General features: G+C 72.2%; 25 protein-coding genes. 15 read left to right on the top strand and 10 right to left on the bottom strand.

The features are described from left to right. Positions 1–112 precede the first annotated feature (112 nt). From ACZ5NW_RS20000 to ACZ5NW_RS19990, 3 genes are all read left to right on the top strand, one after another. Positions 113–946: a PP2C family protein-serine/threonine phosphatase gene (locus ACZ5NW_RS20000; RefSeq protein ID WP_468745189.1), complete on the top strand. Its 834-nt coding sequence runs from the start codon at positions 113–115 to the stop codon at positions 944–946. A gap of 166 nt (positions 947–1,112) precedes the next feature. Beyond that, positions 1,113–2,123 carry an MASE1 domain-containing protein gene (locus ACZ5NW_RS19995; RefSeq protein ID WP_468745188.1) on the top strand — a complete coding sequence of 337 codons (1,011 nt, stop codon included), beginning with the start codon at positions 1,113–1,115 and terminating at the stop codon, positions 2,121–2,123. Positions 2,124–2,238: 115 nt separating this feature from the next. After that, positions 2,239–3,798, top strand: coding sequence for an MFS transporter (locus ACZ5NW_RS19990; protein WP_468745187.1), 1,560 nt, complete (start codon positions 2,239–2,241; stop codon positions 3,796–3,798). Positions 3,799–3,828: 30 nt separating this feature from the next. Here the strand turns inward: ACZ5NW_RS19990 and ACZ5NW_RS19985 are convergent, their stop codons facing one another. Further along, on the bottom strand, positions 3,829–4,416 hold the full coding sequence (locus ACZ5NW_RS19985; RefSeq protein ID WP_468745186.1) for a hypothetical protein: 588 nt from the start codon (positions 4,414–4,416) through the stop codon (positions 3,829–3,831). Next, entirely contained in the window at positions 4,413–6,026 is a 1,614-nt protein-coding gene (locus ACZ5NW_RS19980; RefSeq protein ID WP_468745185.1) for a serine/threonine-protein kinase, read from the bottom strand. The genes ACZ5NW_RS19985 and ACZ5NW_RS19980 overlap by 4 nt, the downstream gene beginning before the upstream one ends. A 289-nt stretch (positions 6,027–6,315) precedes the next feature. On the opposite strand from ACZ5NW_RS19980, the gene ACZ5NW_RS19975 reads away from it, so the two are divergent. After that, a complete protein-coding gene (locus ACZ5NW_RS19975; RefSeq protein WP_468745184.1) occupies positions 6,316–8,370 on the top strand; it encodes a galactose-binding domain-containing protein in 2,055 nt (684 codons plus the stop codon). A gap of 50 nt (positions 8,371–8,420) precedes the next feature. Continuing rightward, positions 8,421–9,020, top strand: a complete 600-nt coding sequence (locus ACZ5NW_RS19970; RefSeq protein WP_468745183.1) for a DinB family protein — start codon at positions 8,421–8,423, stop codon at positions 9,018–9,020. Positions 9,021–9,131: 111 nt separating this feature from the next. Here ACZ5NW_RS19970 and ACZ5NW_RS19965 read toward each other — a convergent pair whose 3' ends face one another. Then, positions 9,132–10,004 carry a trypsin-like serine protease gene (locus ACZ5NW_RS19965; RefSeq protein WP_468745182.1) on the bottom strand — a complete coding sequence of 291 codons (873 nt, stop codon included), beginning with the start codon at positions 10,002–10,004 and terminating at the stop codon, positions 9,132–9,134. A gap of 175 nt (positions 10,005–10,179) precedes the next feature. Here ACZ5NW_RS19965 and ACZ5NW_RS19960 point away from each other — a divergent pair, with 175 nt between their 5' ends. Genes ACZ5NW_RS19960 through ACZ5NW_RS19950 form a run of 3 tightly spaced genes read left to right on the top strand, consistent with a single transcriptional unit; the run spans position 10,180 to position 11,905 of the window. Further along, positions 10,180–10,887, top strand: a complete 708-nt coding sequence (locus ACZ5NW_RS19960; protein WP_468745181.1) for a nucleotidyltransferase family protein — start codon at positions 10,180–10,182, stop codon at positions 10,885–10,887. After that, positions 10,884–11,144 carry a BON domain-containing protein gene (locus tag ACZ5NW_RS19955; protein ID WP_468745180.1) on the top strand — a complete coding sequence of 87 codons (261 nt, stop codon included), beginning with the start codon at positions 10,884–10,886 and terminating at the stop codon, positions 11,142–11,144. The genes ACZ5NW_RS19960 and ACZ5NW_RS19955 overlap by 4 nt, the downstream gene beginning before the upstream one ends. Then, positions 11,141–11,905 (top strand): metallophosphoesterase family protein, encoded by a 765-nt coding sequence (locus tag ACZ5NW_RS19950; RefSeq protein WP_468745179.1) that lies wholly within the window; start codon positions 11,141–11,143, stop codon positions 11,903–11,905. The genes ACZ5NW_RS19955 and ACZ5NW_RS19950 overlap by 4 nt, the downstream gene beginning before the upstream one ends. A gap of 39 nt (positions 11,906–11,944) precedes the next feature. On the opposite strand, the gene ACZ5NW_RS19945 is transcribed toward ACZ5NW_RS19950, so the two are convergent. The 3 genes from ACZ5NW_RS19945 to ACZ5NW_RS19935 all read right to left on the bottom strand — a co-directional run bounded on the left by ACZ5NW_RS19945 (position 11,945) and on the right by ACZ5NW_RS19935 (position 14,249). Further along, positions 11,945–12,451, bottom strand: coding sequence for a molybdenum cofactor biosysynthesis protein (locus ACZ5NW_RS19945; protein WP_468745178.1), 507 nt, complete (start codon positions 12,449–12,451; stop codon positions 11,945–11,947). A gap of 30 nt (positions 12,452–12,481) precedes the next feature. Continuing rightward, entirely contained in the window at positions 12,482–13,537 is a 1,056-nt protein-coding gene (locus ACZ5NW_RS19940; RefSeq protein ID WP_468745177.1) for a medium chain dehydrogenase/reductase family protein, read from the bottom strand. A gap of 145 nt (positions 13,538–13,682) precedes the next feature. Continuing rightward, positions 13,683–14,249, bottom strand: a complete 567-nt coding sequence (locus tag ACZ5NW_RS19935) for a TetR/AcrR family transcriptional regulator (RefSeq protein ID WP_468745176.1) — start codon at positions 14,247–14,249, stop codon at positions 13,683–13,685. A 92-nt stretch (positions 14,250–14,341) separates the two neighbouring features. Between ACZ5NW_RS19935 and ACZ5NW_RS19930 the strand changes: the two genes are divergently transcribed. Next, positions 14,342–14,839, top strand: a complete 498-nt coding sequence (locus tag ACZ5NW_RS19930) for a GNAT family N-acetyltransferase (protein ID WP_468745175.1) — start codon at positions 14,342–14,344, stop codon at positions 14,837–14,839. 91 nt (positions 14,840–14,930) lie between these two features. Further along, complete coding sequence (locus tag ACZ5NW_RS19925) at positions 14,931–15,200, top strand: hypothetical protein (protein ID WP_468745174.1); 270 nt, start codon at positions 14,931–14,933, stop codon at positions 15,198–15,200. A gap of 126 nt (positions 15,201–15,326) precedes the next feature. On the opposite strand, the gene ACZ5NW_RS19920 is transcribed toward ACZ5NW_RS19925, so the two are convergent. The 3 genes from ACZ5NW_RS19920 to ACZ5NW_RS19910 all read right to left on the bottom strand — a co-directional run bounded on the left by ACZ5NW_RS19920 (position 15,327) and on the right by ACZ5NW_RS19910 (position 17,423). After that, positions 15,327–15,536, bottom strand: a complete 210-nt coding sequence (locus ACZ5NW_RS19920) for a hypothetical protein (RefSeq protein ID WP_468745173.1) — start codon at positions 15,534–15,536, stop codon at positions 15,327–15,329. 197 nt (positions 15,537–15,733) lie between these two features. Further along, positions 15,734–16,705 (bottom strand): phosphotransferase, encoded by a 972-nt coding sequence (locus tag ACZ5NW_RS19915; protein ID WP_468745172.1) that lies wholly within the window; start codon positions 16,703–16,705, stop codon positions 15,734–15,736. Positions 16,706–16,916: 211 nt separating this feature from the next. Beyond that, complete coding sequence (locus tag ACZ5NW_RS19910; protein WP_468745171.1) at positions 16,917–17,423, bottom strand: MarR family winged helix-turn-helix transcriptional regulator; 507 nt, start codon at positions 17,421–17,423, stop codon at positions 16,917–16,919. A gap of 223 nt (positions 17,424–17,646) precedes the next feature. On the opposite strand from ACZ5NW_RS19910, the gene ACZ5NW_RS19905 reads away from it, so the two are divergent. Both ACZ5NW_RS19905 and ACZ5NW_RS19900 read left to right on the top strand, forming a co-directional pair. Continuing rightward, complete coding sequence (locus tag ACZ5NW_RS19905; protein ID WP_468745170.1) at positions 17,647–18,720, top strand: alkene reductase; 1,074 nt, start codon at positions 17,647–17,649, stop codon at positions 18,718–18,720. Positions 18,721–18,995: 275 nt separating this feature from the next. Beyond that, positions 18,996–19,964, top strand: coding sequence for a DMT family transporter (locus ACZ5NW_RS19900; protein ID WP_468745169.1), 969 nt, complete (start codon positions 18,996–18,998; stop codon positions 19,962–19,964). A 91-nt stretch (positions 19,965–20,055) separates the two neighbouring features. Here ACZ5NW_RS19900 and ACZ5NW_RS19895 read toward each other — a convergent pair whose 3' ends face one another. After that, entirely contained in the window at positions 20,056–20,700 is a 645-nt protein-coding gene (locus tag ACZ5NW_RS19895) for a hypothetical protein (RefSeq protein WP_468745168.1), read from the bottom strand. A 189-nt stretch (positions 20,701–20,889) separates the two neighbouring features. Between ACZ5NW_RS19895 and ACZ5NW_RS19890 the strand changes: the two genes are divergently transcribed. The 3 genes from ACZ5NW_RS19890 to ACZ5NW_RS19880 all read left to right on the top strand — a co-directional run bounded on the left by ACZ5NW_RS19890 (position 20,890) and on the right by ACZ5NW_RS19880 (position 24,921). Beyond that, the gene (locus tag ACZ5NW_RS19890) at positions 20,890–21,762 is read left to right on the top strand and encodes a nuclease (protein ID WP_468745167.1); all 873 of its coding nucleotides are present in this window, start codon (positions 20,890–20,892) and stop codon (positions 21,760–21,762) included. Positions 21,763–21,877: 115 nt separating this feature from the next. Beyond that, entirely contained in the window at positions 21,878–22,792 is a 915-nt protein-coding gene (gene sigJ, locus ACZ5NW_RS19885) for an RNA polymerase sigma factor SigJ (protein ID WP_468745166.1), read from the top strand. 17 nt (positions 22,793–22,809) lie between these two features. Beyond that, positions 22,810–24,921 (top strand): MMPL family transporter, encoded by a 2,112-nt coding sequence (locus ACZ5NW_RS19880; RefSeq protein WP_468745165.1) that lies wholly within the window; start codon positions 22,810–22,812, stop codon positions 24,919–24,921. Positions 24,922–24,937 lie beyond the last annotated feature (16 nt).

The following is a 24,937-nucleotide window of genomic DNA, read 5'->3' as shown; positions in this document are numbered from 1 at the left end:
CGGAAGGAGGTCGCGCGCCCGCCGGGGGCTCGGCGACCTATGGCTATCATCAGCTGAAGATGAATTCGGGCTAAAGCGATGAAATTGTCCGAAAATCCTGCCGGAGTGACCGATGCCCCGCAAGCGCCCCCTGGAGGACGACGGTGACGAGCTGCTGGCCAGACTCGGCTCCCTGACCGCCCAGGCGCGCGAACGCGCGGAGCTGCAGCGCTCCCAGGTCGAGCTCGCCATCGCCCTGCAGCGCGGCATGCTGCCCAGGGATCTGCCCGTCCTTCCGCGCCTGCATCTCGCCGTGCGGTACGCGCCCGCGTGCCACGGCCTCAACGTCGGCGGCGACTGGTACGACGCCTTTCCGCTCGCCGACGGCGGGATCGGCGTGTCCATCGGCGACGTGCAGGGGCACAACATCGAGGCGGCGGCCTTCATGGGCCAGGTCAGGGCCGGTCTGCGCGCCCTCGCCTCCGTCAGCGTCGACCCCGGGGAGCTGCTCACCCGCACCAACGACCTGCTGCTGTCCCTGGGCAGCGACCTCTTCGCCACCTGCACCTTCATGCGCCTCGACCCGGACAGCGGCGTGCTGGAGAGCGCGCGGGCCGGTCACATACCGTGCGTGTGGGCCACGGCCGACGGCAAGTCCGGCGTCGCCGACGACGTCGGGGGGCCGCCGCTCGGCATCCAGGCCGGCATGGAGTACCCGGTGACCCGCTTCCAGCTCACCACCGGCGGGGTGTTCGTCCTTCTCACCGACGGTGTCGTCGAGGGGCCCTCGATGACACTGGAGGAGGGCCTCGACCAGGTCGTGCGCCTCGCGGGCATAGCCGCCGTCGCGGGCCTGGAGACGCAGTCCCTGGCCGCCGCCGTCATCAAGGGCGCCGAGCGCGTGGGCCACGAGGACGACGCGGCGGTCCTGGTCATCGGCCACGACGGTCCCGAGCCCCACCCCTAGCCGAAGCCCCGACAGGATCACGACGGTCCCTGACACCCCGGGGGCCACACCATTTCGAAGCCTGGCGGGAGCCAGGCGGTGCCGGCACACCCCGGGGGGCCTGCGCGTTCAGCCTTCGTGGGCTCTCGCCTCGCCGTCGCGCGCGGGTCGGTGTCTGATGGCTGCTGTGGTGGCTACCCGGGATCTGCGCCGACCGGCCGTCTTCCTCATCCAGACGCTGGCCGTGGCCGGCTGCTACTACGCGGCAGGCCGGCTCGGCCTCATGCGGCAGCTGGTCGTCGAGGGCGCCGTGTTCACGCCCATCTGGCCGCCCACCGGCGTCGCGGTCGCCGCGCTGCTGATCCTCGGCCTGCGCTGCTGGCTCGGCATCGCCCTCGGGGTCCTCCTGGTCATCCTGTCGATCACCACCCTGCTCAAACCGACCGTCATCGGCACCCTCTTCGGCAACACCGCCGCCCCGGTCTGCGCGTACCTCATGCTGCGCCGCGTCGGCTTCCGCACCGACCTCAGCCGCCTCAAGGACGGCCTCGCCCTGGTCTTCCTCGGCGCGCTGACGGCGATGCTGATCAGCGCGTCGACCGGCGTCGGCCTGCTCGTCCTGACCGGCAAGCTCAACGCCGGCGACTTCTGGCCGGTGTGGCTGGCCTGGTGGGTGGGCGACGCGATGGGCGTCCTGATCGTCACCCCGCTGCTCCTCCTGCTGCAGCGCACGCGCTGGCCCCCGCACCCCTCACGCTGGCGCTGGCCGGAGGCCCTCGCCCTCATCGCCAGCGCCTGCGTCCTGGTGCCGCTGGCCTCGCACAGCCGGGTCAGCCTGCTGTTCCTCGTCTACCCGCTGCTCATCTGGGCGGCCCTGCGCTTCCAGCTCGCCGGCACCATGCTGTGCGCCCTGTTCGCCTCGGTCATGGCCACGATCGCCGCGACCGACAGGAGCGGGCCCTTCGACCACCTCAGCCGCGTCGAGGTGATGATGAAGCTCCAGGCCTTCAACGGGGCCATGGCGCTGACCGCCCTGCTCCTGTCCGCGGTGATCACCGAACAGCGCAACACCCGCCGCTCGGTGGAACAGGCGTGCCAGGAACTCGTAGAGGTCCTCGAACACCTCACGGCCGGGGAGGCCCCGCCGGGCCGGGAAACCGCCACCGACCGGGGCCCCGACGAGCCGCCACAGCGGTGACGGGCGGATTCCCGGCCCGAGTGGTGGCACTCCGGGGGCGGGCGTACGGTCTAACGGTGGCCCCGGCAGTGAACACTGCCGTTCCCTGACCCTTCCCCGGGGCCCTGGCATCACCATGAGCAGCAGCCCGCGACCGACCTCCGCGACCGCGTCCACCGCCCCCGAGACCGGCGGTGGCGGAAGCGTGATGGCACTGCTCGTGATCGCCTCGTGCCAGCTGATGGTGGTCCTCGACATCACCATCGTGAACATCGCGCTGCCGCACATCCAGAGCGCCCTGGACTTCTCCACGACCAGCCTGTCCTGGGTCGTGAACGCCTACACCCTCACCTTCGGCGGTCTGCTGCTGCTCGGCGGCAGGACCGGCGACATCCTCGGCCGGCGGCGCATGTTCATCGTGGGTGTGCTGCTGTTCGTGCTGGCGTCGCTGCTGGGCGGGCTCGCCCAGGGCCCCGGACAGCTCCTCGGCGCCCGGGCCCTGCAGGGCGTCGGCGGCGCCATCGCCTCGCCGACCGCGCTGGCCCTGATCAGCACGACGTTCCGGGAGGGGCCCGAACGCAACCGCGCCTTCGGGGTGTTCGCGGCGGTCTCCGCGGGCGGCGGCGCGATCGGTCTGCTCGCCGGCGGCATGCTCGTGGAGTGGCTGAACTGGCGCTGGGTGTTCTTCGTCAACGTCCCGATCGGCCTGCTGATCGCCCTGGCGGCTCCCCGCTGGATCCGGGAGTCCGAACGCCACGCGGGCCACTTCGACCTCGCCGGAGCGCTGACCTCCACGGCGGGCATGGTGCTGCTGGTGTACGGCTTCATCCGGGCCGCCCAGGAGGGCTGGCGCGACGCGCTGACGCTGGCCGCGTTCGGCGGCGCCGTGATCGTGCTGAGCGTGTTCGTCCTGATCGAGCGGCGCTCGCGGCAGCCGATCACCCCGCTGCACATGTTCGCGGACCGCAATCGCGCGGGCACCTACGCGATCATGCTGTGTCTGGCCGCCGCGATCTTCGGGATGTTCTTCTTCCTGACCCTGTTCGTGCAGGACGTGCTGGGCTTCAGCCCCCTGGAGGCGGGGCTCGCGTTCCTCCCGGTGAGCGCGGTGATCGCCTTCGGCGCGGGCCTGGCCTCCCGGTTCCTGCCACGGTTCGGCCCGAAGCCCTTCATGGTGATCGGCGCGATCCTCGCGGCGGGCGGCCTCGCCTGGCTGACCCTGACGGACATCCACTCGACGTACGCGGGCAGCATCCTCGGCCCGCTGCTGGTGTTCAGCCTCGGGATGGGCTTCGAGTTCGTCTCCCTGACCCTGATGGCGCTGTCGAACGTGGAGACCCAGGAGTCCGGCGCGGCCTCGGCCCTGCTGAACGCGACCCAGCAGGTGGGCGGTTCCCTCGGCCTGTCCATCCTCGTCACCGTCTTCGGCACGGCCACCGGCAACGAGGCCGACCGGCAGATCCCGGACTTCCTCTCCCAGGCGACACCGGCCCAGCGCCTGCACTTCCAGCACACCGGGACCGTGCCGGACCCCTGGTCCGACGAGATCCTCACGGCCGGTGTCTCGGCGGCCTTCGTCATGGCGGCGGTGTTCGCCGCGCTCGCCGCGCTGATCGCCGTCGTCGTGATCCAGGTCCGCGCCTCGGACCTGGAACGCCTCCAGGGCGGCTCCGGCCCCGCACCGGGACCGCAGTGACCGCAGGGACGCAGCGGCATCCGTAGGGCTTCACGGACACGTGTAGTCGAAGCGGACCTCGTCCGACCGAACGCCCGGGGACAGCACGCGCAGCTCCGCGGCGGCCGCGTAGTGCCCCCGCCCCTGGAAGGACCACAGCAGATGCAGCCGTACGGACCGCTGTCCCCGCGCGAGCGTCGTGCGCAGTACGGCGGAGGAGGTGCCGTCGTTGCGGATCCACCGGTACGTCAGCGTGCCGTCACGGCCGTTGGTCCGCACGGTGCCGACGAGGTCGACGGTCCGGTCGCAGCCCGCCGCACCCTGCTCGGCCCTCACCGTGACCGCGCGCACGGCGACGGGGGACGCGGTGTGCTGCCGCCAGAGCAGGAACAGCGCGGCGGCGATCAGGACGAGGACGGGCAGCGTGTGGCGGCGCAGCCGGCGGGGGGAGCGGGCCGGGGGCAGGGGCGCGGGCAGGCGGTGGGTGACACCGGGTCCGAAGCGCAGCACGGTCGTCGCGGCCGTGGAGTCGACCAGGGTGGCGTCCGGCTCGGGCCGTTGGATCCAGTGGCTGCCCAGCACGGTGGCGCTGTACTCGGCGCGGTCGGCGTCGGTGAGGGGATCGTCGGGCGCTGTCATCGGATCTCGCATTGCCGGGTGAGGAGTTGCTGGGACGCGCCGCCGTCGGCGGAGGCCGGGCCCGTCGTCGCCTGGACCGTCCAGTAACAGCCCGTCGCCCGGAAGGTGTGGTCGACGGTGACGGTGTACTGGGTGGCGCCGCTGCGCCGGTACGTGGTCGCGCCGTCCGCGTCGCCCGGCTGGCCTCCCGTGTTGCCCGCGAACCAGCCCAGGGTGAGGGAGAACGGGCCGGTGCCGTCCGTGGTGACGGTGACGGTCGCGGTGGCCGTGTCGGGGCCGGTCTGGCGGAAGGCCGACACCGAGACGTCCTTGACCGCGGGCGCCGACGGCGTGGGCGAGGGGTCGGACGTCGGGCTCGGCGGGTCCGACGGGGTGGGCGTGTCGGTGGGCGTCGGAGAGGCGGTCGGGGGCGCGGCGGAGGGCGTCGCGGAACTCGCCTCCGGGGAGGGGGAGGCGCTGGACTCCGACGCGGAGGGGGTCGCTGTCGTGGCCGACGGGGCGGGGGCCGGATCGGGGCCGGCGGTCGGTGTGGCACTGGTCGTGGCGAGTGCCTGGGCCGCCTGCCCGGCCTCCGCCGCGCCTCCCCGGTCGAGTCCCTGCGCCAGCACGATCGCCAGCAGGACGGCCACACCCGCCACGGCGAGGCCGGGCACGGTGGGCCGCCAGGCGCGCAGCCGGCCCCGGCCGGAACCCGTGCCCAGCACCGTGCGCGCCGTGTCGGCGGCGGGCCGCGGCGGGGCGTCGCCCGTCGGGTGCGGCACCAGCAGGAGGGCCACGAGCGCCGCCAGCCGACGGCGCCCGCGCGCCTCCCACGCGTCCCCGTAGCGTCCTACGGCGGCGGCCTCCAGGTCGGTGACGAAGGCGGCCGCGTCCAGGGGCCGTTCGTCCGCGGTCTTGGCCAGCCCCCTCAGCACCAGGGGCCGTACCGCCTCGGGCACGTCCCCGGCCGGGACCGGCTGCTCCAGGTGCTGCAAGGCCAGCTCGGCGAGGTTCTGGCCCGCGTAGGGCTTGTGGCCCGTGAGGCACTCGAAGAAGGTGGCGGTGGCCGCGTACACGTCCCCGGCGGGGGAGGCGGGCGCGCCGGTCCACTGCTCCGGGGCCATGTAGGCCGGGGTGCCCGCGACGCCGGCCCGGATGCCGCTGTCCACCGCGATGCCGAAGTCGACCAGCTTGGACAGGCCCCGCGGGGTGACGAGGACGTTCTCCGGCTTGTAGTCCCGGTGGACCACGCCCACCCGGTGTGCGTCGGCCAGGCCGAGCAGTGAGCCCTTGAGCACGGTCAGCGCGGCCTCGGGGGAGAGCGGGCCCTGTCTGGACAACAGGGCCCGCAGGGAGACGCCGTCGACGAGCTCCATCACGATGGCGGCGCCCTCGGCCCCTTCGACGTACTCGTAGAAACCGGCCACGTGCGCGCTCTGCAGGCCGCCGAGCAGTTCGGCCTCGGCGCGGAAGCCGTGCAGGAAGTCCGCCCGGGTGCGCAGGGCCTCGCTGAGGTACTTCACGGCGACCGGCACACCGGTCTCCTCGTGCACGGCCCGTACCACGCGGCCGCTGGCTCCGCTGCCGAGCTCGAGCGACTCGGAGTAGCCCGGTACCGTCCATGCGTTCATCGCCGTCCCCCTGCCGTGGCGTGTGCGCCGCTCTCGTCGCGGGGAGCCGGCGGGCCACGCGGACAGAGACATGTTTTCGGCCAGTTCGGTTGCATACCGTCCGCCACCGGTGTTCCACAGACGGCCGGGGTCGTCCGGCGGGCGGTGAACGCGCGGGCGGGGCACGGCTCTTGACGGTGCGGGCCCCTGCGGCTTAACTCCTCGGTAACTTTCGCTGGTCATGACAATCGGACGTGCCGGGTGGTGGGCTCATCGCCGGCCGGTCGCCCGCTGGACGTGGGGAGTGGCCATGGCACGACGCCCGTACCGCCGACGCAGACACCTGACCGTGGTGTCACTGCTGCTGTTCGTCCTGGCCATGGCCCTGGGGCCGGCGCCCAGCTCGGCGGCCGGAACCGACTGGTGGACCCCCACCGCGCGGCCCGCGCCGGACTCGCAGATCGACGTCACCGGCGAGCCGTTCACGGGCACCGACTCCGCCGGCCACGTGCGCGGGCTCGTCGACGCGCACAACCACCTCTTCTCCAACGAGGCCTTCGGCGGGCGGCTGATCTGCGGCAAGGTCTTCTCCCCCGCGGGCGTCGCCGACGCCCTGAAGGACTGTCCCGAGCACTACCCCGACGGCACGCTCGCCGTCTTCGACTACATCACCCACGGCGGCGACGGCCGGCACGACCCGGTCGGCTGGCCCACCTTCAAGGACTGGCCGGCGTACGACTCGATGACCCACCAGGCGAACTACTACGCCTGGGTGGAGCGCGCCTGGCGCGGCGGGCAGCGCGTCCTCGTCAACGACCTGGTCACCAACGGCGTGATCTGCTCGGTCTACTTCTTCAAGGACCGCAGCTGCGACGAGATGACCTCGATCCGGCTCCAGGCCGGACTCACCTACGACCTCCAGGCGTACATCGACACGATGTACGGCGGCCCCGGCAAGGGCTGGTTCCGTATCGTCACCGACAGCGCGCAGGCCCGCAAGGTCATCGAACAGGGCAAGCTCGCGGTGATCCTCGGCGTCGAGACGTCCGAACCCTTCGGCTGCAAGCAGATCCTGGACATCGGCCAGTGCAGCAAGGCGGACATCGACAAGGGACTGGACGAGCTGTACGCGCTCGGCGTGCGCTCCATGTTCCTGTGCCACAAGTTCGACAACGCGCTGTGCGGCGTCCGCTTCGACGAGGGCGGCCTCGGCACCGCCATCAACGTGGGGCAGTTCCTGTCCACCGGCACCTTCTGGCAGACCGAGAAGTGCACCGGACCGCAGCACGACAACCCCATCGGCACGGCCGCGTCCACGGCGGAGGCCGACCTGCCCGCCGGCGTGGCCGTACCGTCGTACGCCGCGGACGCCCAGTGCAACAAGCGCGGGCTCACCGAGCTCGGCGAGTACGCCGTGCGCGGCATGATGAAACGCAAGATGATGCTGGAGATCGACCACATGAGCGTCAAGGCCGTCGGCCGGGTGCTCGACATCTTCGAATCCGCGGACTACCCGGGCGTGCTCTCCTCGCACAGCTGGATGGACCTGAACTGGACCGAGCGGGTCTACGCCCTCGGCGGCTTCGTCGCCCAGTACATGCACGGCTCGGAAGGGTTCGCCGCGGAGGCGAAGCGCACCGACGCCCTGCGCGACAAGTACCACGTCGGCTACGGCTTCGGCACCGACTTCAACGGCGTCGGCTCCCACCCCGGCCCGCGCGGCGCGGACGCCCCGAACAAGGTGACGTACCCCTTCAAGAGCGTCGACGGGGGCTCGGTCATCGACCGGCAGACCGTCGGCCGGCGCACCTTCGACATCAACACCGACGGCGCCGCCCACGTCGGCATGATCCCCGACTGGATCGAGGACATCCGGCTCGTCGGCGGCCAGGACGTCGTGGACGACCTCCTGCGCGGCGCCGAGTCCTACCTCGGCACCTGGGCCGCCACCGAACAGCACCAGGCGGGCGTCGACCTCGCCAAGGGCGCGGCGACGACGGCCAGTTCGGCGGAGTGGAACCCGTTCACCAGCTACGCGCCGGGCCGCGCCGTCGACGGCGACACCGGCACCCGCTGGGCCAGCGACTGGAACGACGACCAGTGGTGGCAGGCCGACCTGGGCTCCACCCACCTGGTCGGCCGCGTCACGCTCGACTGGGAGCGCGCGTACGCCAAGGCGTACCGCATCGAGCTCTCCACCGACGGCACGACCTGGCACACCGCCTGGTCCACCACCACCGGAGACGGCGGCCTGGACACGGTCCGCTTCACCGGCACACCCGCGCGCTACGTCCGCGTCCACGGCGTCCAGCGCGCAACGGGCTGGGGCTACTCCCTGTACGAGGTGGGTGTGCACAGCGGCTGAGCCGGATCTCCCACCCGGCCGTTGTCAGTGCCGGGTGGGAGACTCGGGGCATGACCGAAGCGAACCCGAAGGCAGACCTTCTCCGCTATCTGCAGGATGCCCGCGACGCCCTGGTGTGGAAGCTGGAGGGCCTGTCGGAGTACGACATCCGGCGCCCCCTCACCCCCACGGGCACGAACCTGCTGGGGCTGATCAAGCACGCCGCGGGCGTGGAACTGGCCTACTTCGGCGACTCGTTCGGCAGACCGTACTTCACGGAGGAGCCGCCGTCCTGGTGGTACACCCAGGACAGTGAACCCAACGCGGACATGTGGGCCACCGCCGACGAGTCGCGCGAGGACATCGTCGGGCTGTACCGCACGGCGTGGGAGCACGCCAACCACACCATCGAGACGCTGGAGCTCGACGCGATCGGCCACGTCCCCTGGTGGCCGGAGGAGCGGCGTGAGGTGACCCTCCATCACATCGTGGTCCGGGTGCTCTCCGACACCCAGCGGCACGCCGGCCACGCCGACATCGTCCGCGAACTCATCGACGGCTCCGCCGGCCTGCTCCAGGGCAAGTCCGACCTGCCGTCGCAGGACCCGGCCTGGTGGAAGGAGTACCACGCCCGCCTGGAGCGCTCGGCGAGAGAGGCCGACAAGGGCTGAGAGAGGCGCGTGACGGGCGGGAGGAGTCCGGTCGGATCCGAGGTGCGGTCCGGGTGGAGCCGGGGTGCGGTCCGGCCCGGGCGTTGTATCACCCGGCCCGGACCGCGGGGGTCACGGCAGCTTCACGAACGGCGACAGGAAAGCCCGCGCGCCCGGAGTGTCCAGCCGGTAGGCCACGTTGGTCGCGTAGCAGGGCGTGTCACCGGTGATGGTGGTGGCCGCGAGGAGGGTCCTGCCGTCGATCACCGCGAAGTTGGGGCCGCCCGAATCGCCGTAGCAGGCGCCGCCGTTGCCCTGGGGCGCCGTCATGCCGAGGCGTACCCACGCGTTGTTGAGGGCGTCGAAGGTCACCGGTGCCTTCATCCGGACGCCGCCGCCGGGGTGGGTCTGCCCGCCGGGACCGTTCACCGCCTCCTGGGTGCCGTACCCGGCGACGAACCAGTCGGTGGAGTTGAGGCCCCGCGGTCCGAGGGCGCCCAGCCGGCCGGCGGTCGGCAGGGCGGCGGGGGTGAAGGACCAGCGGGCCGCGACCTTCGCCGCGGGCAGCTCGATCACGGAGATGTCGTGCGGGTCGGAGGCCGGGCCCGGATAGTCCGGATGGCTGTGGGCCGTGCCCTGGACGCCGACGGCCTTCGCCTGCGCGGCGGGATCGCCCGGATACGTCCGCGCGGCGGCGTCCAGCCCGGCCTGCACGTTCTGGTCGAGCGAGACATAGAACCGCACGTCGTCCGGCCAGTCCGTGGTGCAGTGCGCGGCGGTCAGGAAGGTGTCCGCGTCGATCATCGTGCCCGAGCAGACCCAGTCGACCCGGTCCGGGGTCGCCGGATCGGCGTCGTCGTCCCAGGTCGCCACCAGCGCGCCGACCTCGGTGCGCTCGGGAGCGGGCGTGGCGTTGTAGGAGTTGATCGCGGACGAGGGCAGTGCGGTGGCGAGTACGGCGGCGCAGGCGGCCGCGGTGACGGCGGTGGCGCGTACGGCAGTCAAGAAGAACCCCTTCATCGGCTGTGGGACGGGTGTTCTCCTGTGGGAGGTGAGGTGCATTGAATCGCTCGCGACGCCGTGTCACAAGAGCGGGTGCGCCGCCGGGAGGGTGGGTACTCGGTCGTCCCGCGGGACCGCTGCGCGAGTCCCGCCGGGCCGGTACGGCGAAGGAGAGGCCATGGCGCACAGCGGTGAGGAGAGGACGCTGCCGCGCGGCAGCACGACGCCGGAGCTGCGCCTCGCCACGGAGCCACGGACCGACGCACCCGGCGGCGGCCCGCCGATCGTCCCGCCCATGCCACCGGGCGGCCCGTCGGGCGACCGCACACAGGCCATCCTGGACGCGGCCAAGCAGGTCGGGGGCCTGCTGAAGCGCGACGGGCACAGATTCGCGCTGGCCGGCAGCGTCGCCGTCTACGCGCACGGCGGCAACGGCACCCTCAGCCACGATGTCGACTTCTGCATCCTGCGCGAGGACGCCGCCGCGGTGACGGACTCGCTGCGCGCCGCCGGGCTGGACGTGCGGGTGCCCCCGGAGGACTGGCTGATGAAGACCACCTGCCTCGGCCAGGACGTCGACCTCCTCTTCGAGCTGGCACACCGCCCCGTCACCCCGGAGCTGCTCGCCCGGGCCCGGAACCTGCCCGTCGACTCGGTGCACATGCCCGTGGTGGCCCCGACCGACCTGCTGTGGAGCCTGCTCGCCGCGTTCTCCGAGCACCACTGCGACTTCGGCGCGGCGCTGCCCGTGGCCCGGCTGTTGCGCGAGAAGGTCGACTGGGACGTCGTCCGCGCCCGGTGCGGCGACGAACCCATGCCGGCGGCCTTCCTCTTCCTGCTCGAACGGCTGAACATCATCGCCCCGGCGCGGCAGGGGCCGATATGAGCGGCCACCTCGCCCAGCAGCTGGACTACCGGGTCGCCCGCCTGGGTGAGCGGTTGGCCGCCGGCCCGCTCGGGGAACTCGGCGTACGCATCGATCTGCACGGCGACGCGGTCCTGCTGTCCGGCACGGTCCCCACCGCGCAGTGCCGCGAGACCCTGCTGGAGATCGCCCACGAGGAGCTGGCGGGCATCCCCGTCCACTGCGACATCGCCCTGGCGGACCTCGCCGCCCCCGATCACGCCGAGGACCTGCCGTGATCCGGGTCGCGGCCGTCGGCGACATCCACCTGGGCCCCGAGAGCGAGGGCCTGCTGAGGCCGTCGTTCGAGACGCTCCCCACGTGCGCGGACCTTCTGCTGCTGGCCGGTGACCTCACCCGGCACGGCACCCCCGACGAGGCCGCGGTGGTGGCGCGGGAGATCAAGGACCTGGGGGTTCCCGTCATCGCGGTGCTCGGCAACCACGACTACCACGACGGACGCGAGGACGAGATCACCGCGCTGCTCACCGAGGCCGGTGCGCACGTTCTGGAGGGGGAGGGCGTGGTGGTGACGTGCGACGGCACGCGCGTCGGCGTGGCCGGGACGAAGGGCTTCGGCGGCGGCTTCGTGGGCCGCTGTGCCGGTGAGTTCGGCGAGAGCGTCATGAAGGAGTTCGTGGCCTACTCCCGCCGGTGCGCCGACGGTCTGCGGGAGGCCCTGGAGGATCTGGGGAACCAGGGATGCGACCTACGGATCGCCCTCACGCACTTCTCGCCCGTGCCCGACACCCTGGCCGGCGAACCCCTGGAGATCTACCCCTTCCTCGGCAGCTATCTGCTCGCCGAGGCGATCGACACGGCCGGCGCCGACCTCGCCGTGCACGGCCATGCCCACCGGGGGACCGAGCACGGCATGACGAGCGGTGGAGTGCGCGTGCGCAATGTGGCCCAGCCGGTCATCGGCCGGGCCTTCCACGTCTACCGGCTCCACGCGGACGAACGGGCGGCGGAGGAAGGGGAGTTGAAGCCGACCGGCTGAAGGCTGCCCGTGGCAGTGCCGCCCCGGCCGAACTCCCTCTTACTCCGCGCCGTGGTGGTCGACGACCCGGAAGTCGGCGTCGCCGAGGGTGAGCACCCCGTCGGACAGGGGTGTGCAGCGCACCCCGCCCTTGTCACGCAGCGCCTTCCGCGCGCCCGGGCCGATGGTGGTGTCCATCCACGCGCACGGCCGGGCGGGGCGGTTGACGGCGAGGAGGACGGGGCCGGTGCCGCAGTCGAGAAGGACGGTGCGGCCGACGCACGCGTCGATGTCGACCCCGCGGAGCAGGACGTTGCGCCGGGTCTGCCGCAGGTCCACGTGCGGGTCGATGTCCGTCGGCAGGTTCTCCACCGACATCACGGTGACGGCCGCGTCCCGGTGCGCGGGTCGGCCGAAGTAGCGGTCCCCGACCAGCCCGAGGGAACGGCGCACCTCGACCCGCGCCACGCGCTCGTCGTCCGCCCCCGGAGCGGGCCCGTCGGCCGGCCGCCCCGCGAAGCGATGCGACGGCGACACCAGCAGCTGCACGACCTCGACCCTCGTCATGGACCCAGCCTAGGGGCGATGGGGAGGCGGTCAGTACGACTGTTCGACCTCCGTCGCTCCCGGCGCGATGACGACCTTGCCGACGAGGCTTCCGGACTCGGCGTGGCGCAGTGCCTCGGCGGCCCGGGTGAGCGGGTAGACGCGGTCGATCCTGGCGGAGATGGTCCCGGAGCGCAGCAGTCCGAAGACGTGGGTGAGGTCCTCGCGCAGCCGGGCCCGGTAGCTCTCGGGGTGACGGGCCTTGCCGGCCCACAGGTTGAAGAAGTGGGCGCCACGGCCGTTGGGCAGCACGTTCCACAGGGTGAGCCGTGCCACCAGCCTCAGCACCGGGATCATCCCGTTGCCGGCCTCGTCCCGGGTGGCGGCGCTGCCGTAGGAGACCAAGGTGCCGCCGCGGCCGAGCATGTTCCAGGAGTCCTTGATGCCGGGGCCGCCGACGTGGTCGAAGACCGCGGCGACCCCCTCGGGCGCCAGCTCACGGACCTGGGCCGGGAGGTCCCCCCGGTAGTCGACCGGGGTGGCGCCCATGGCGCGGACGGCTTCCTGGTTGCGGGCCGAGGCGGTGCCGATGACCTTCACGCCGTGCGCGAGGGCGAGCTGGACGAGGACGCTGCCGACCCCGCCGTTGGCGCCGTGCACGACGATCGTGTCGCCGGGCCGCACCCGGGCGGTGCGGTGGAGCATGCGCCAGGCGGTCGCGCCGTTGGTGATCAGGCTCTCCGCCTCTGCCGCGCCGACCCCGTCGGGGACCGGCACCAGGTCCGCCGCGTCCAGGAGTACGCGGTCGGCCCAGCCGCCGGTCTTGGTGAGGGCGGCGACCCGCTCGCCGCGGGCCGGGCCGGGCCGGCCGGGCAGGGGGGTGCCCAGTTCCTCGACGGTGCCCACCAGGTCGTAGCCGGGGACGAAGGGGAACGCCGGCATGTCGTAGTACTTGCCGCGCCGCATCTGCTGCTCGGCGAAGGTCACACCGGTGGCCTCCACGCGGACGATGACCTGGCCGGGGCCCGGCTCGGGCAGGTCGCGCACCCGCACCTGAAGGCTCTCGGGCTCGCCGACGGCCGGGAGGACGATCTCGGTGGCTCGCATGGTGACTGACTCCTTGATGTCGTTGTTCATCGGACGTGAGGTGCGCGGAGGAGTGAAGTGTGTGGTTGACCACTCACTCTTGAGGGGTGAGAGAGGGCGGCTGCCGGATCCGTGAGGACCGGGCGGCCGCCCGAGGAGGGCTCCGTCAGTAGTGGGTGATGCCGGACGCGAGGGTGCGGGTCCAGGGGGCGTCCACGGCTTCGACGTCGAGGGTGACGAGCAGGTGGCACAGCATCCCGACCGCGAAGAACTGCTGGACCTGCTGATCGCTGCCGCCGGACGCGCCGCGGACGTACTCCACCGTGCGCGCGTACCCCGCGCGAACGGTCTCGCGGATCGCCGGCTCGGAGACCGCGGCGGCCTGGGCGTGCAGTTGGACGAGCAACAGGTCGTTGTCGCTGATGAGGCGTGCGTACGCGTCCCCCATGGAGTCCAGGACCGCCTCGGCGTCGCTGCCGGTGGCCTTGGCCGCGCCCTCCTCCAGGGCGGCGCGCATCAGTACGAAGCAGTGCTCGACGACCGCGGTGAACAGGCCTTCCTTGGTGGGGAAGAGTCGGTACACATACGCCTGCGAGATGCCGGCCGCCTTGGCCACCTCGGTCGTCGTGGTACCGAAGTACCCCTTGGCGGCGAAGGCGCCGATGGCGGTGCGAAGGACCGTCTCGCGGCGTTCCTCGGCGGTGGACAGCTGGCGTCGGCGTTCCGTCGTCATATGTGTAGTCAACCACTCACACTTTCGGGCAGTCAAGAGGAGCGGTCCAATATTCACCGGCACCTTCGAACCGGCCTCCCTATGCTGCGGACATGCTGAGACTGGAGCGACTGCGGGCGGACCACGCGCAGGACCTGTTGCGGTTCGAGCGGGAGAACCGGGAGTACTTCGCCCGGTCGATCACGGACCGCGGAGACGCGTACTTCGCCGAGTTCGACTCCCGCCTCGCCGCTCTCCTCGCCGAACAGGACGCCGGCGTGTGCCACTTCCACGTCGTCCTGGACGACCGGGGCGAGCTGATCGGCCGGGTCAACCTCGTCGACGTGGAGGACGGGTGCGCCGAACTCGGCTACCGGATCGGCGAGCGGGCCGCCGGCCGGGGTGTGGCGACCGCGGCGGTGAAGGAGGTGCGGCGCCTCGCCGCCACCGAGTACCGGCTGACCGCCCTGACCGCGGTCACGACCCGCGACAACGTCGCGTCCATGACCGTCCTCGCGCGCAACGGGTTCACGGCCGTACAGGACATCACCCTCGCGGGCCGTCCCGGAACACGCTATCGGCTGTCCCTTGTCGCACCGGGAGAGGGATAGGGAGAGGGGCTCCGTCCTTGGCCACGGCCCACCTCCGTGGGCGGTGGCGCTCTTCCCGCACGCACCGTGATTTCGTAGGCTCCGACTCCTGTTGGAGTTCGTCGGACAGGTGTTGCTGACGGTGGTCGTCTGCCTCGTCGTCGGGGGTCTGGCTCTGGCGCTGGTCCTGGGATGGCAGCGCAGCCCACTCGTCACCGGGGGCGTGGGCGGCGCCGCGCTGGCCTTCCTCGGCTACGGCGCCCGCGAGCTCTTCCGCCCGACCCGGCCAGGCCGCCCCACCCGCCTGGCCACCGCGGCGGCCGCAACGTTCGCCGTTACGACCGTGTTCCTGACCTATGCCTGGTCCTGCGGCTGTGCCTGACAGATGACCGGTCCGCAAGTCCGGCGGTGTGGTCCCGCCTCCGCCGTAGACCCCGGCGGCTGTATGCCGACCGGGGCTACGACTTCGACGAGTACTGGGAAGGGCGCTCCTTTGCCGGCGAGCTGGTCAGTGGTCGAGGAGGGCGATGCGGATGGCTCGTTCGACGTGGGCGGCGGTGTTGGCGTCGAGCTCCCGCTCCACCAAGCCGGGGTAGGCGTCGCTGGTGCGGTCACAGCCGTCCCGGGACGCATCGCCGAGCGGGGGCTGCGGGTCTCCGACGAACCCACCGGCGGTGTACGAGTCACCCAGCGCTGCCCACTCGTACTGATCCCGCACCAGCGGAGCCCGTGGGCACAAGCGCGGACACTGCCATCGTGAGCCCCACCGCCAGCGCTCGTGGGCGCAGGCGGGAGACAGGGTGCCGACCCATACGCGTTGAACGCATACACACTCTCCATTCACTCACGGTAGCAATGTGACTACGGAATGAAGGTAGGTGAGGACATGTCATCGCCGGACGGTGCGGCGCGCGTTCACCCCTCCGTCTCGAGTGCCGCGGCCAGGCGGGCCACGACGTCCGGGTCCGGGAGGCGGCGTAGCGACTCGGTGACCTGGTTGCTCGCGAACTCCCGTTGTGACGCGGTTACTTCGGGGTCGATGGCGCACTCGGCCTGGACGTACACGTAGTTCAGGGACGTCGCGAAGAGCATCGAGAAGGATCGCGGCCCGTGGAGGACGGCGCGGCCGCCGGCATCACGGTACGCCCGTGCCAGGCGCCGGGCGGCATCCGCGTTCGGCCGGTTGCCGCCCGACCACACGTACAGGGCCTGGGCGAACTCCCGTTCCGCCGACGCGGATCCGGCGTTGTCCCAGTCGAGCAGGACGGGGCCGGACGGTCCGACGAGGACGTTCTGTGGTTGCAGGTCCAGGTGTGACATCACCAGATCGTCGGAGCCGGACGGTGTCACCCATTGTGCCAACTCGACTGCGGACGTGCCGATGAACCGTCCCAGCGCGTCGGCCCACGGCAGGCCGGCCGCCTGGACCTTCGTGTGCAGGTCCTTCCAGTCGGTCTCCGTGGGGCACCGCTCGTACCAGGCGTTCGGCGCCTCGGCCGCGCCCGTTCCCGCCGTGTGCAGCAGGGCCATGGTGCGGCCGAACCAGTCCAGGACCTGCGGGTCGGACGCGTCCGCCCGCGTGCCGTCGATCCAGTCGTACAGCTTGACGCAGGAGCCGCCGGGCAGCCGGGTGACGTACGCGCCCCGGTGGTCGGGCATGAGCCGCGGTGACGCAATGCCCAGGTCCTCGGCGGCCTGCCGCAGTGCGGCCTCCCGGCGGACCTGCTCCTCGTCGCACCCGAAGAGCAACTCCTTGACCGCCCACGACGTGCCGTTCCCGGACAGCTTCCAGATCTGCCCCAACGCCCCACGCGTGACCGGCACCAGCGTCCATGGCCCGGCGCCCAGTCCGTACGTCTCCACGATCAAGTCGGTCGATCTCCGCATGTACGCACCCTTCCCCTTCCGCGCCCGGAGAATCACGGGGCTGTGGCCCGTCACCAGGGATCCATGGGGCGCCCGTTTGCCCGATGGATCCAGTTCCCGCGCGCCCGCAGGGGCCTGGCCATCGGTGCCTTCTGCGCCGTCCACTGAGGCGGGGGTGCCCGCGCACGGGCCGTCGAGCCCCAAGAGCGGCCCCCGTGCGTCAGCAGCCGCGTCAGTCGTCCGCTGCCGTCGCCTCCGTCAGGCTGTGTTCGATGCGGCTCAGGACCTCGACCGCCTCGGTCTGCTGTTCGTCCGTCAGTCCCTGCGCGACACTCCGCTCCAGCTCCAGCCAGAGCTGCTCGACCTCCTGGCGCAGGGCGTTGCTCGCGGCGGTGGGTTCGACGATGGTGACGCGCTTGTCGGTGGCGGAGGCGCGGCGCCGGACGAAGCCCGCGTTCTCCAACCGCCTGACGGTACGGGTCATGGTGGCCGCGTCGGAGCCCAGCAGCCGGACGAGATCCGTCTGCCGCTGCGGGCCGCTCTCCCACAGCTGCATCATGACCAGCTCCTGACCGGGATGCAGTCCGACCGTGCGCAGTAGTTGTCCGGCCAGCATTCGGTGCAGCCGGGCCACTCGGAAGATCGCGTGGCTGAGCGGGCCGGCCATGACGGAGGCCGGGAGTGTCTCGCTCACCGGCGACGGGCGGTCCGCGGCGGGTGGCCGACTTGGCTGGCTCATACGGTCCTCGCTGCACCTGAAGTCATGGGGTTCGGTCAAATCGTAGCGTCCTGTCGCTGGATGTCCGAGCAGGGCCGCAGGTCCCGCCCCGGCGGACATCTTGTGACCTGGATCACTCATGCGAGGGATGGATCCGAGGGATTTACTTGTTCGGACAGTAAACGGCGCCTTCCGGTGTCGTCCGTCAGGGCCGCTGCCGGCCCCTGGACAAGGGAACGTGATCATGACGACGGCCTTCCACCCCTACGACCTGCGCGGCACGAGCCTCGCCAACCGCATCGTGATGGCGCCCATGACCCGCAGCCGCGCCTACGGCCCCGGCCAGACCCCGACCGACCTGATGGCGGAGTACTACGCGCAGCGCGCCGGCGCCGGTCTGATCGTCACGGAGGGCACCCAGCCGTCGGCGGTCGGCCAGGGCTACCCCGACACCCCGGGCATCCACTCCGCCGAGCAGATCGCCGCCTGGCGCAAGGTGACCGACGCCGTGCACGCCAAGGGCGGCGTCATCTATCTCCAGCTCATGCACACCGGCCGGGTCGGCCACCCGACCCTGAGCGGCCTCACCCCGGTCGCCCCGTCCGCCGTCGCCGCCCAGGGGCAGGTCTACACGCACGAGGGCCCCCAGGACTTCGTCACCCCGAAGGAGCTCACCGAGGCCGAGATCCTCGACACCGTCGCCGACTACGCCACCGCGGCCCGCAACGCCGTTGAGGCCGGCTTCGACGGTGTGGAACTGCACGGCGCCAACGGCTACCTCATCCACCAGTTCCTCGCCCCCAACACCAACCGGCGCACCGACGCGTGGGGCGGCAGCGCCGAAGCCCGGGTCCGCTTCGCCGTGGCGGTCGCCCGGGCCACCGCCGAGGCCATCGGCCCGGACCGGGTCGGCTTCCGCATCTCGCCCGGCAACCCCTACAACGACATCGACGAGAGCGACCGGCCGGACGTCGAGGCGACCTACACCGCGCTCGTCGGCGCGCTCGCCCCGCTCGGCCTGGCCTATCTGCACCAGATGGAGGCGCCCGGCATCCGCGATCTGACGGTCCGGCTGCGCAAGCAGTGGCCGGGCACGTTCGTCCTCAACCCCTTCACCGGCACCGAGCCCACCGGCCCCGAGGAACTGAGGCTGATCGAGGACGGCACCGCCGACCTCATCGCCTACGGCGCGCTCTTCCTCGCCAACCCCGACCTGCCCGCCCGCCTCGCCGCCGGCGGCCCGTTCAACACCCCTGACCGCGCCACGTCCTTCGGCGGCGACCATCGCGGCTACACCGACTACCCGACCCTCGACTGACGCGAGACGCACTCGGCCGCGCCCGCACGAGCGGGCCGGCCCCCGCGCCCGGTACCGGCATGCGAACGGGCGGGAGAGCCGCCGCCCAGGAGCGGTACGATCGGCGCGTGAACAGCTACTGGCACGTCGTTCTGCCGCCGCTCGGCGCCTGACCGGGCGCCCGCACCGACGGTTCGATCTCCGGCCCCGGCCGACCCACAGGGTGGTCAGGGGTGTTGTCGTGCGCCCGATTCGAATCGAGTCCCTGACGCATTCGACGACGGAAGTTCACGACTGTGCCGAACCGCACCTCTCCTCTGGCCACCCCGCGCCCGGCCGATTCCCGCCCGCACACCTCCCGCGCCCGCTTCACCGGCGGCGGCGCGCCCATCCTGACGGCCGCCCTGCTGTGGGGCACGACCGGCACCGCGAGCTCGGTGGCTCCCGCCGGCGCGTCGGCGGCGGCCATTGGCTGCGCCGGTCTCACCCTCGGTGGCGTCCTGCTGTTCCTCACCTCGCGCGGCGCCCGCTCGCTGCCCGCCGCCTGCACCCGGTCCGAGCGACGGCTGCTGATGCTCGGCGCGCTCGCGGTGGCCGGCTATCCGGTCACCTTCTATCCGGCCGTGGCCCGTGGCGGCGTGGCCGTGACCACCGTGATCGCCCTGGGCAGCGCGCCGGTCTTCGCCGGGCTGCTGGCCTGTATCACCGGGCAGAGCCGTCCCACCGCCCGCTGGACCGCCGCGACCGCGGCCGCCGTGCTGGGCTGCTCCCTCCTGGTGCTGGGCCCCGAACTCGCCGGTGCGAGCACGCCGTTGGACCTCATCGGTGTCGCTCTGGCGGCGTGCGGCGGACTGTCGTACGCCGTCTATTCGCTGATCGGCGGGCGGCTCATCACACGGGGGCACGCCTCCGACGCGGTGATGGGCGTGCTGTTCGGCGCGGCCGGTCTGCTCGTTCTGCCGCTCGTGGCGCTCACCGGCGCGGGGTGGCTCGCCGCACCCCGGGGCGCGGCGGTGGCGGGGTATCTCGCCGTGTTCACCGTGTACTTGGCCTACCGCCTCTTCGGCCACGGCCTGCGGTGTACCCCGGCATCCGTCGCCACGACGCTGACCCTGACCGAGCCCGCCGTGGCGGCCGCCCTGGGCGTCGCCGTCCTCGGTGAGCGCCTGCCGGCCGCGTCCTGGTGCGGGCTCGCCGTGCTCGCCGTCGGTCTGGTCCTGCTGACCGTCCCGGTCGGCGGCAGGCGCGGCCGCCGACTGTCGTGACCTGAAGCGGCGCGCACCTGGCCGGACGCGGCCGGGCGGGGGAGCGGCGGGGCCTGGTCCGGCGGCGTCCCCGGGCCGGGCCCCCCGCCGGTCAGCGCGAGCGTCCCCAGCGCCACCGCCGCCGAGGCGTCGGGGACGGCACCGACTTCCCCGGCGTCTCCACCCGCGCGCGGTCGCACCCCGTGTGCGTCACGAACGCCTCGACGACCTCCTCCACGGGCCGGTGCGGCGCCACCGTCATCAGCGCCGCCCGGTATCCGTCCGGCAACGGCGGTGCCACCAGGGCGACTTCGTCCCCCGACCCCAGCCGCAGCACCACGCCCCGCAGCCCCTCCGGGTCGCCGGGCACGGTGCGCAGCCGTGCGTGCAGCACATCCTGCGACGGTGCCTGGAGCCGTACGTGGGCCAGCAGCGTCCCCCGCTTGAACTCGTCCCACCGGTCGAACCCGAGCGTGCGCATCGGCGGCTCCGGCCAGGGCCGCAGCGCGTCCAGCCGTGCCACCACCCGGCGCAGGAAGTCCCGGATCGCCGCCTCGTCGTGCGGCTGCCACGACAGGTCCTCCGCCCAGGTGTCCGCGGCGAGGACGGCGACGATGCCCGCGTACTGCTCTTCGACGGTGAGATCGAAGAACGGCCGCTCCAGCACCATGCCGACGATGCGCTCGACCTCGTCCTCACCCAGCTCGCGGCTGAACTGAACGCAGTACAGGACCCCCGTGACCACCCCAAGACGCATGCGCACAGTATGGACAGAGCCCGCCCGCGCGTCCTCTCCTCACTCCCGTGCACACACCTCCGTCCCGCATTCGTACGACTTTGACACGCATCCGTGTCCGCCCGGTTGCCGCCCCCGGCACGGTCCGGGACAGTCCGATAGGGCGACACCGGCGCCGCCCGGAGGAACGTGAGGGTGAGGAGAGCCGTCATGCCCATGCTGCTGATCAAGGGCACCTACCGGATCGCCGGAGCCAGCCCCGACGGCGACTCCGTGCGCTTCTACCCCGACGATCCCGACCAGTGGGACCTGCTCCGCGGCGACCAGCGCGTCCGGCGCAACCGGGCCGGCGGCGCACAGCTCCGGCTCGACGGCATCGACACCCTGGAGACCCACTACCGCCCGCCGCGCGGCCCCGAACTCCACCAGCCCGCCCCGTTCGCCGGACAGGCCGCCGAGGAACTCCTCGCCTGGCTGGGCTTCACCTCCGTCGAGCGTGACCGGCGCGGTCTCGTCACCACCGCCACGCCCGAGTCCTGCCCCGGCTACGTCCTCACGCGCAGCGCGGACGTCCACGGCCGCTGCGTCGCCTTCGCCGGCCGCGGCACCGACATCCCGGGCGACAGTGGGTCGTTCGTCCACGTCGACGTGGAGCGGCTGCGCGAGACGGCCAACCACCACCAGCTGACGCGGGGCCTGGCGTACCCGACCTTCTACCGCATGCTCTACGTCGATCTGCGCGCCGAGTTGACCGCGGCGGCGCAGGAGGCCCGCCGGACCAGGACGGGGCTGTGGCCGCTGGACGAGACGGAGAGCGGCGCCAAGATCGACGGCGTGCCCTCGCTCACCGAAACCGCCGTAATCCTCCCCAAGCTGTTCCGCCGTCTGGCCGACTATCTGCAGCTCAACGACGGCGACACCGCCCTGGACGGCTTCCCCTCCTACCTCGAACAGCGGGCCGACCGCCTCCTCGTCCTCTCCACCGGCCAGTGGACGGGCTTCGACACGGTCGTGGAGGTCACCGACGACAACACGGTCCGGTTGAACCGGGCGCCCGAGGACCTGGTCTTCGACGAGAAGTGACACAGGCGCCGTAGGGCGGCCATGAGATCTGGATCACATCCCGGGGTGTGGATGTCACACTCCTGACGCCCGGGGCCCTCTCAGTGCGGAACGCACTTCCGACGAGAGGCCCGCCATGACCGCGTCCGACGCCCCGCCAGATCCGCAGACCGCCTTCGACAACCACCGCGAGCTGCTGTTCTCCCTCGTCTACAACATGCTCGGCAGCGTCGCCGACACCGAGGACGTACTGCAGGAGACCTGGCTGTCCTGGACGGCCCGGAACCAGGCGCGGGGCGCGGAACCGATCGACAACCAGCGCGCCTACCTGGTGCGGATCGCCGTGAACGGCGCCCTCGCCCACCGGGCCGCCGTCAGCCGCCGCCGGGAGACCTACGTCGGACCCTGGCTGCCCGAACCGCTCGTCGCCCCCCTGACCGACGCTCCCGCCGCGGGCGACGCCGCCGACGCGGCCCTGCGCACCGAGTCGGTGTCGATGGCGCTGCTGGTGGTCCTGGAGACCCTCACGCCCCTGGAACGCGGGGTGTTCGTCCTGCACGAGGTGTTCGGCTACGCCCACACGGAGATCGCCGACATCCTCGGCCGCAGTCCCTCGGCGGTGCGCCAGCTCGCGCATCGCGCCCGCGAGCACGTCCACGCCCGGCGCCCCCGCTACGAGCCCGACCCGCGCGTCCGGCAGCAGGTCACCGAGCGGTTCATGGCCGCCGCGCTGGGCGGTGACCTCGACGCCCTGCTGCGGCTCCTCGCCCCCGACGTGACCCTGTGGGGCGACGGCGGAGGCAAGGCGCCGGGAGGTCTGCGCCCGCTGCACGGCCGGGACAAGGTCGCCCGTCTGCTCGCCGCCCTCGCCCCCACCTCCGGACAGGGCCTGGACATCGCCTACCGCAGCGTCAACGGCGACCCCTCGGCGCTGCTGCTCGCCGGCGACACCCCGTACGCCGTCCTCGTCCTGGACCTCACCCCGGACGGCGACCAGGTCTGCGGGGTCTACGCCATCGCCAACCCCGACAAGCTCGCCCACGTCGAGTGATCACCGAGGAATCTCCCATGCTGCGAAGAATGGCGTCCCTGCCCAGTGGCAGAGTGGCGAAATGGGTCGTCGTCGCCCTCTGGGCGGCCCTGCTGGTCCCGGCCCTCATGCTGGCCGGCAAGCTCGGCGACGTCGAGGAGAACGACAGCTCGGCCTGGCTGCCCGGCGACGCGGAGTCGACCAGGGTCGTCGAGCAGGCCAGAAAGTTCCAGCCGGTCGACACCGTCCCCGCGATCGTGATCTACGACCGGCCCGAGGGCGTCACCGCCGCCGACCTCGCCAAGGCGCGGGCCGACGCCGAGGCCTTCCGGGGTGTCGAGGACGTGGTGGGGCGGCCCCAGGGCCCGGTGAGGTCCCAGGACGGCAAGGCCATCCAGACCGTGGTCCAGGTGCACAGCGGCAAGGAGGGCTGGGAGGGCATCGGCAAGGCCGTCGACGCGCTGCACGACATCGGTGTGCGGGACGCCGGAGGGCTCGGCTTCCACGTCACGGGACCGGCCGGCCACGCCTCCGACTCGATCAAGGCGTTCGGCGGAGGCGGCGGCCTGACGACGATCACCGCACTCGTCGTGGTCGCGATCCTCCTGGTCACCTACCGCAGCCCGGTGCTGCCCCTGCTGCCGCTGCTCACCGTCGGCGGCGCCCTGGTGACGTCGGAGGCGGTCATCTACCTGCTGGCGAAGAACGCCGGACTCACCGTCAACAAGCAGACAAGCTTCATCCTGACGGTGCTGGTGTTCGGCGCAGCCACCGACTACGCGCTCCTGCTCACCTCGCGCTACCGCGAGGAGCTGCGCCGGCACGAGGACCGGCACGAGGCCATGGCGGAGGCCCTGCGCCGCTCCGGCCCGGCGATCGTCGCCAGCGCCGCCACCGTCGCGATCAGCCTGATGCTGCTGATGCTGGCCACCCTCAACTCCACCCAGGGGCTGGGCCCGGCCTGCGCCGTCGGCATCCTCGTCGGGCTGCTCGCGATGGTCACCCTGATGCCGGCGCTGCTGGTGATCTGCGGCCGCTGGATCTTCTGGCCGGCGAAACCGTCGTACGGATCGAGCGGCGCGACCACGGAGAGCCTGTGGACGCGGGTCGGCACCGCCATCGCCCGACGGCCGCGGATCGTGTGGATCGGCACCGCGCTCGTCCTCGCCGCCATGGCGACCGGGGCGATCGGGCTCAAGGCCGACGGGCTGTCCATGAAGGACCAGTTCACCGGCAGACCGCAGATGGTCGTCGGCGAGGAGATCCAGTCCCGGCACTTCCCGGCCGGATCGGGCGATCCCCTGCACATCGTGGCCGAGGCCGCCTCGGCGGAGCGGGTGAGATCGGTGCTGTCCGGCGTCCCCGGGATCGTCGGCGTGGGGACGCCGGTGACCAAGAACGGGGAGGCCTTCATGCTCGCGGAACTCCGCGACGCCCCGGGCAGCAAGGCGGCGATGCGGACCGTCGAGCGGGCCCGCACCGCGGTCCACGCGATCGAGGGCGCGCGGGCCCGGGTCGGTGGCAACACGGCGATCGTGCTCGACACCCAGGACGCGGCCGCCCGTGACTCCAGGGTGATCATCCCCATCGTGCTGGTCGTGGTGCTGCTGATCCTCGGGCTGCTGCTGCGGGCGATCGTCGCGCCGCTGCTGCTCATGGCGACGGTCGTGCTGTCGTTCGGAGCGGCCCTCGGTGTGAGCAGCCTGATGTTCGAGCACGTGTTCCACTTCGCCGGGGCCGAAGCGTCCTTCCCGCTCCTGACGTTCGTCTTCCTGGTCGCCCTCGGCATCGACTACAACATCTTCCTGGTCACCCGGGTGCGCGAGGACGCCCTGCTGCACGGCACCCGACGCGGCGCCCTGACCGGCCTGTCCGCCACCGGGAGCGTGATCACCTCGGCGGGCCTGGTGCTCGCCGGTACCTTCGCGGCCATGGCCTCGCTGCCCCTGGTGTTCGCGGCCGAACTCGGCTTCGCGGTGGCGTTCGGGGTGCTGCTCGACACCGTGATCGTCCGCTCGGTGCTGGTGACCGCCCTGACCCTGGACGTCGGGCGGTGGATGTGGTGGCCGAGCCCCCTGGCATCGAACAAGATCGTCACTCGTCCGAGTGGTGACCTTCCCGCACGCCCCTCGGCGACCGTGGGGACCTAGTTGAGTGATCGGCCGG

This window comes from Streptomyces sp. NPDC032126 (assembly GCF_055580085.1).
This window is presented reverse-complemented; position numbering and strand designations above follow the sequence as displayed.

What these genes read in the sequence shown, in the direction of transcription:
- ACZ5NW_RS20000 (WP_468745189.1), top strand. Translation starts at nt 113, where the DNA reads ATGCCCCGCAAGCGCCCCCTGGAGGACGACGGTGACGAGCTGCTGGCC.
- ACZ5NW_RS19990 (WP_468745187.1), top strand. Translation starts at nt 2,239, where the DNA reads ATGAGCAGCAGCCCGCGACCGACCTCCGCGACCGCGTCCACCGCCCCC.
- ACZ5NW_RS19985 (WP_468745186.1), bottom strand. Translation starts at nt 4,416, where the DNA reads ATGACAGCGCCCGACGATCCCCTCACCGACGCCGACCGCGCCGAGTAC.
- ACZ5NW_RS19980 (WP_468745185.1), bottom strand. Translation starts at nt 6,026, where the DNA reads ATGAACGCATGGACGGTACCGGGCTACTCCGAGTCGCTCGAGCTCGGC.
- ACZ5NW_RS19975 (WP_468745184.1), top strand. Translation starts at nt 6,316, where the DNA reads ATGGCACGACGCCCGTACCGCCGACGCAGACACCTGACCGTGGTGTCA.
- ACZ5NW_RS19970 (WP_468745183.1), top strand. Translation starts at nt 8,421, where the DNA reads ATGACCGAAGCGAACCCGAAGGCAGACCTTCTCCGCTATCTGCAGGAT.
- ACZ5NW_RS19960 (WP_468745181.1), top strand. Translation starts at nt 10,180, where the DNA reads ATGGCGCACAGCGGTGAGGAGAGGACGCTGCCGCGCGGCAGCACGACG.
- ACZ5NW_RS19955 (WP_468745180.1), top strand. Translation starts at nt 10,884, where the DNA reads ATGAGCGGCCACCTCGCCCAGCAGCTGGACTACCGGGTCGCCCGCCTG.
- ACZ5NW_RS19945 (WP_468745178.1), bottom strand. Translation starts at nt 12,451, where the DNA reads ATGACGAGGGTCGAGGTCGTGCAGCTGCTGGTGTCGCCGTCGCATCGC.
- ACZ5NW_RS19940 (WP_468745177.1), bottom strand. Translation starts at nt 13,537, where the DNA reads ATGCGAGCCACCGAGATCGTCCTCCCGGCCGTCGGCGAGCCCGAGAGC.
- ACZ5NW_RS19935 (WP_468745176.1), bottom strand. Translation starts at nt 14,249, where the DNA reads ATGACGACGGAACGCCGACGCCAGCTGTCCACCGCCGAGGAACGCCGC.
- ACZ5NW_RS19930 (WP_468745175.1), top strand. Translation starts at nt 14,342, where the DNA reads ATGCTGAGACTGGAGCGACTGCGGGCGGACCACGCGCAGGACCTGTTG.
- ACZ5NW_RS19915 (WP_468745172.1), bottom strand. Translation starts at nt 16,705, where the DNA reads ATGCGGAGATCGACCGACTTGATCGTGGAGACGTACGGACTGGGCGCC.
- ACZ5NW_RS19910 (WP_468745171.1), bottom strand. Translation starts at nt 17,423, where the DNA reads ATGAGCCAGCCAAGTCGGCCACCCGCCGCGGACCGCCCGTCGCCGGTG.
- ACZ5NW_RS19905 (WP_468745170.1), top strand. Translation starts at nt 17,647, where the DNA reads ATGACGACGGCCTTCCACCCCTACGACCTGCGCGGCACGAGCCTCGCC.
- ACZ5NW_RS19895 (WP_468745168.1), bottom strand. Translation starts at nt 20,700, where the DNA reads ATGCGTCTTGGGGTGGTCACGGGGGTCCTGTACTGCGTTCAGTTCAGC.
- ACZ5NW_RS19890 (WP_468745167.1), top strand. Translation starts at nt 20,890, where the DNA reads ATGCCCATGCTGCTGATCAAGGGCACCTACCGGATCGCCGGAGCCAGC.
- sigJ (WP_468745166.1), top strand. Translation starts at nt 21,878, where the DNA reads ATGACCGCGTCCGACGCCCCGCCAGATCCGCAGACCGCCTTCGACAAC.
- ACZ5NW_RS19880 (WP_468745165.1), top strand. Translation starts at nt 22,810, where the DNA reads ATGCTGCGAAGAATGGCGTCCCTGCCCAGTGGCAGAGTGGCGAAATGG.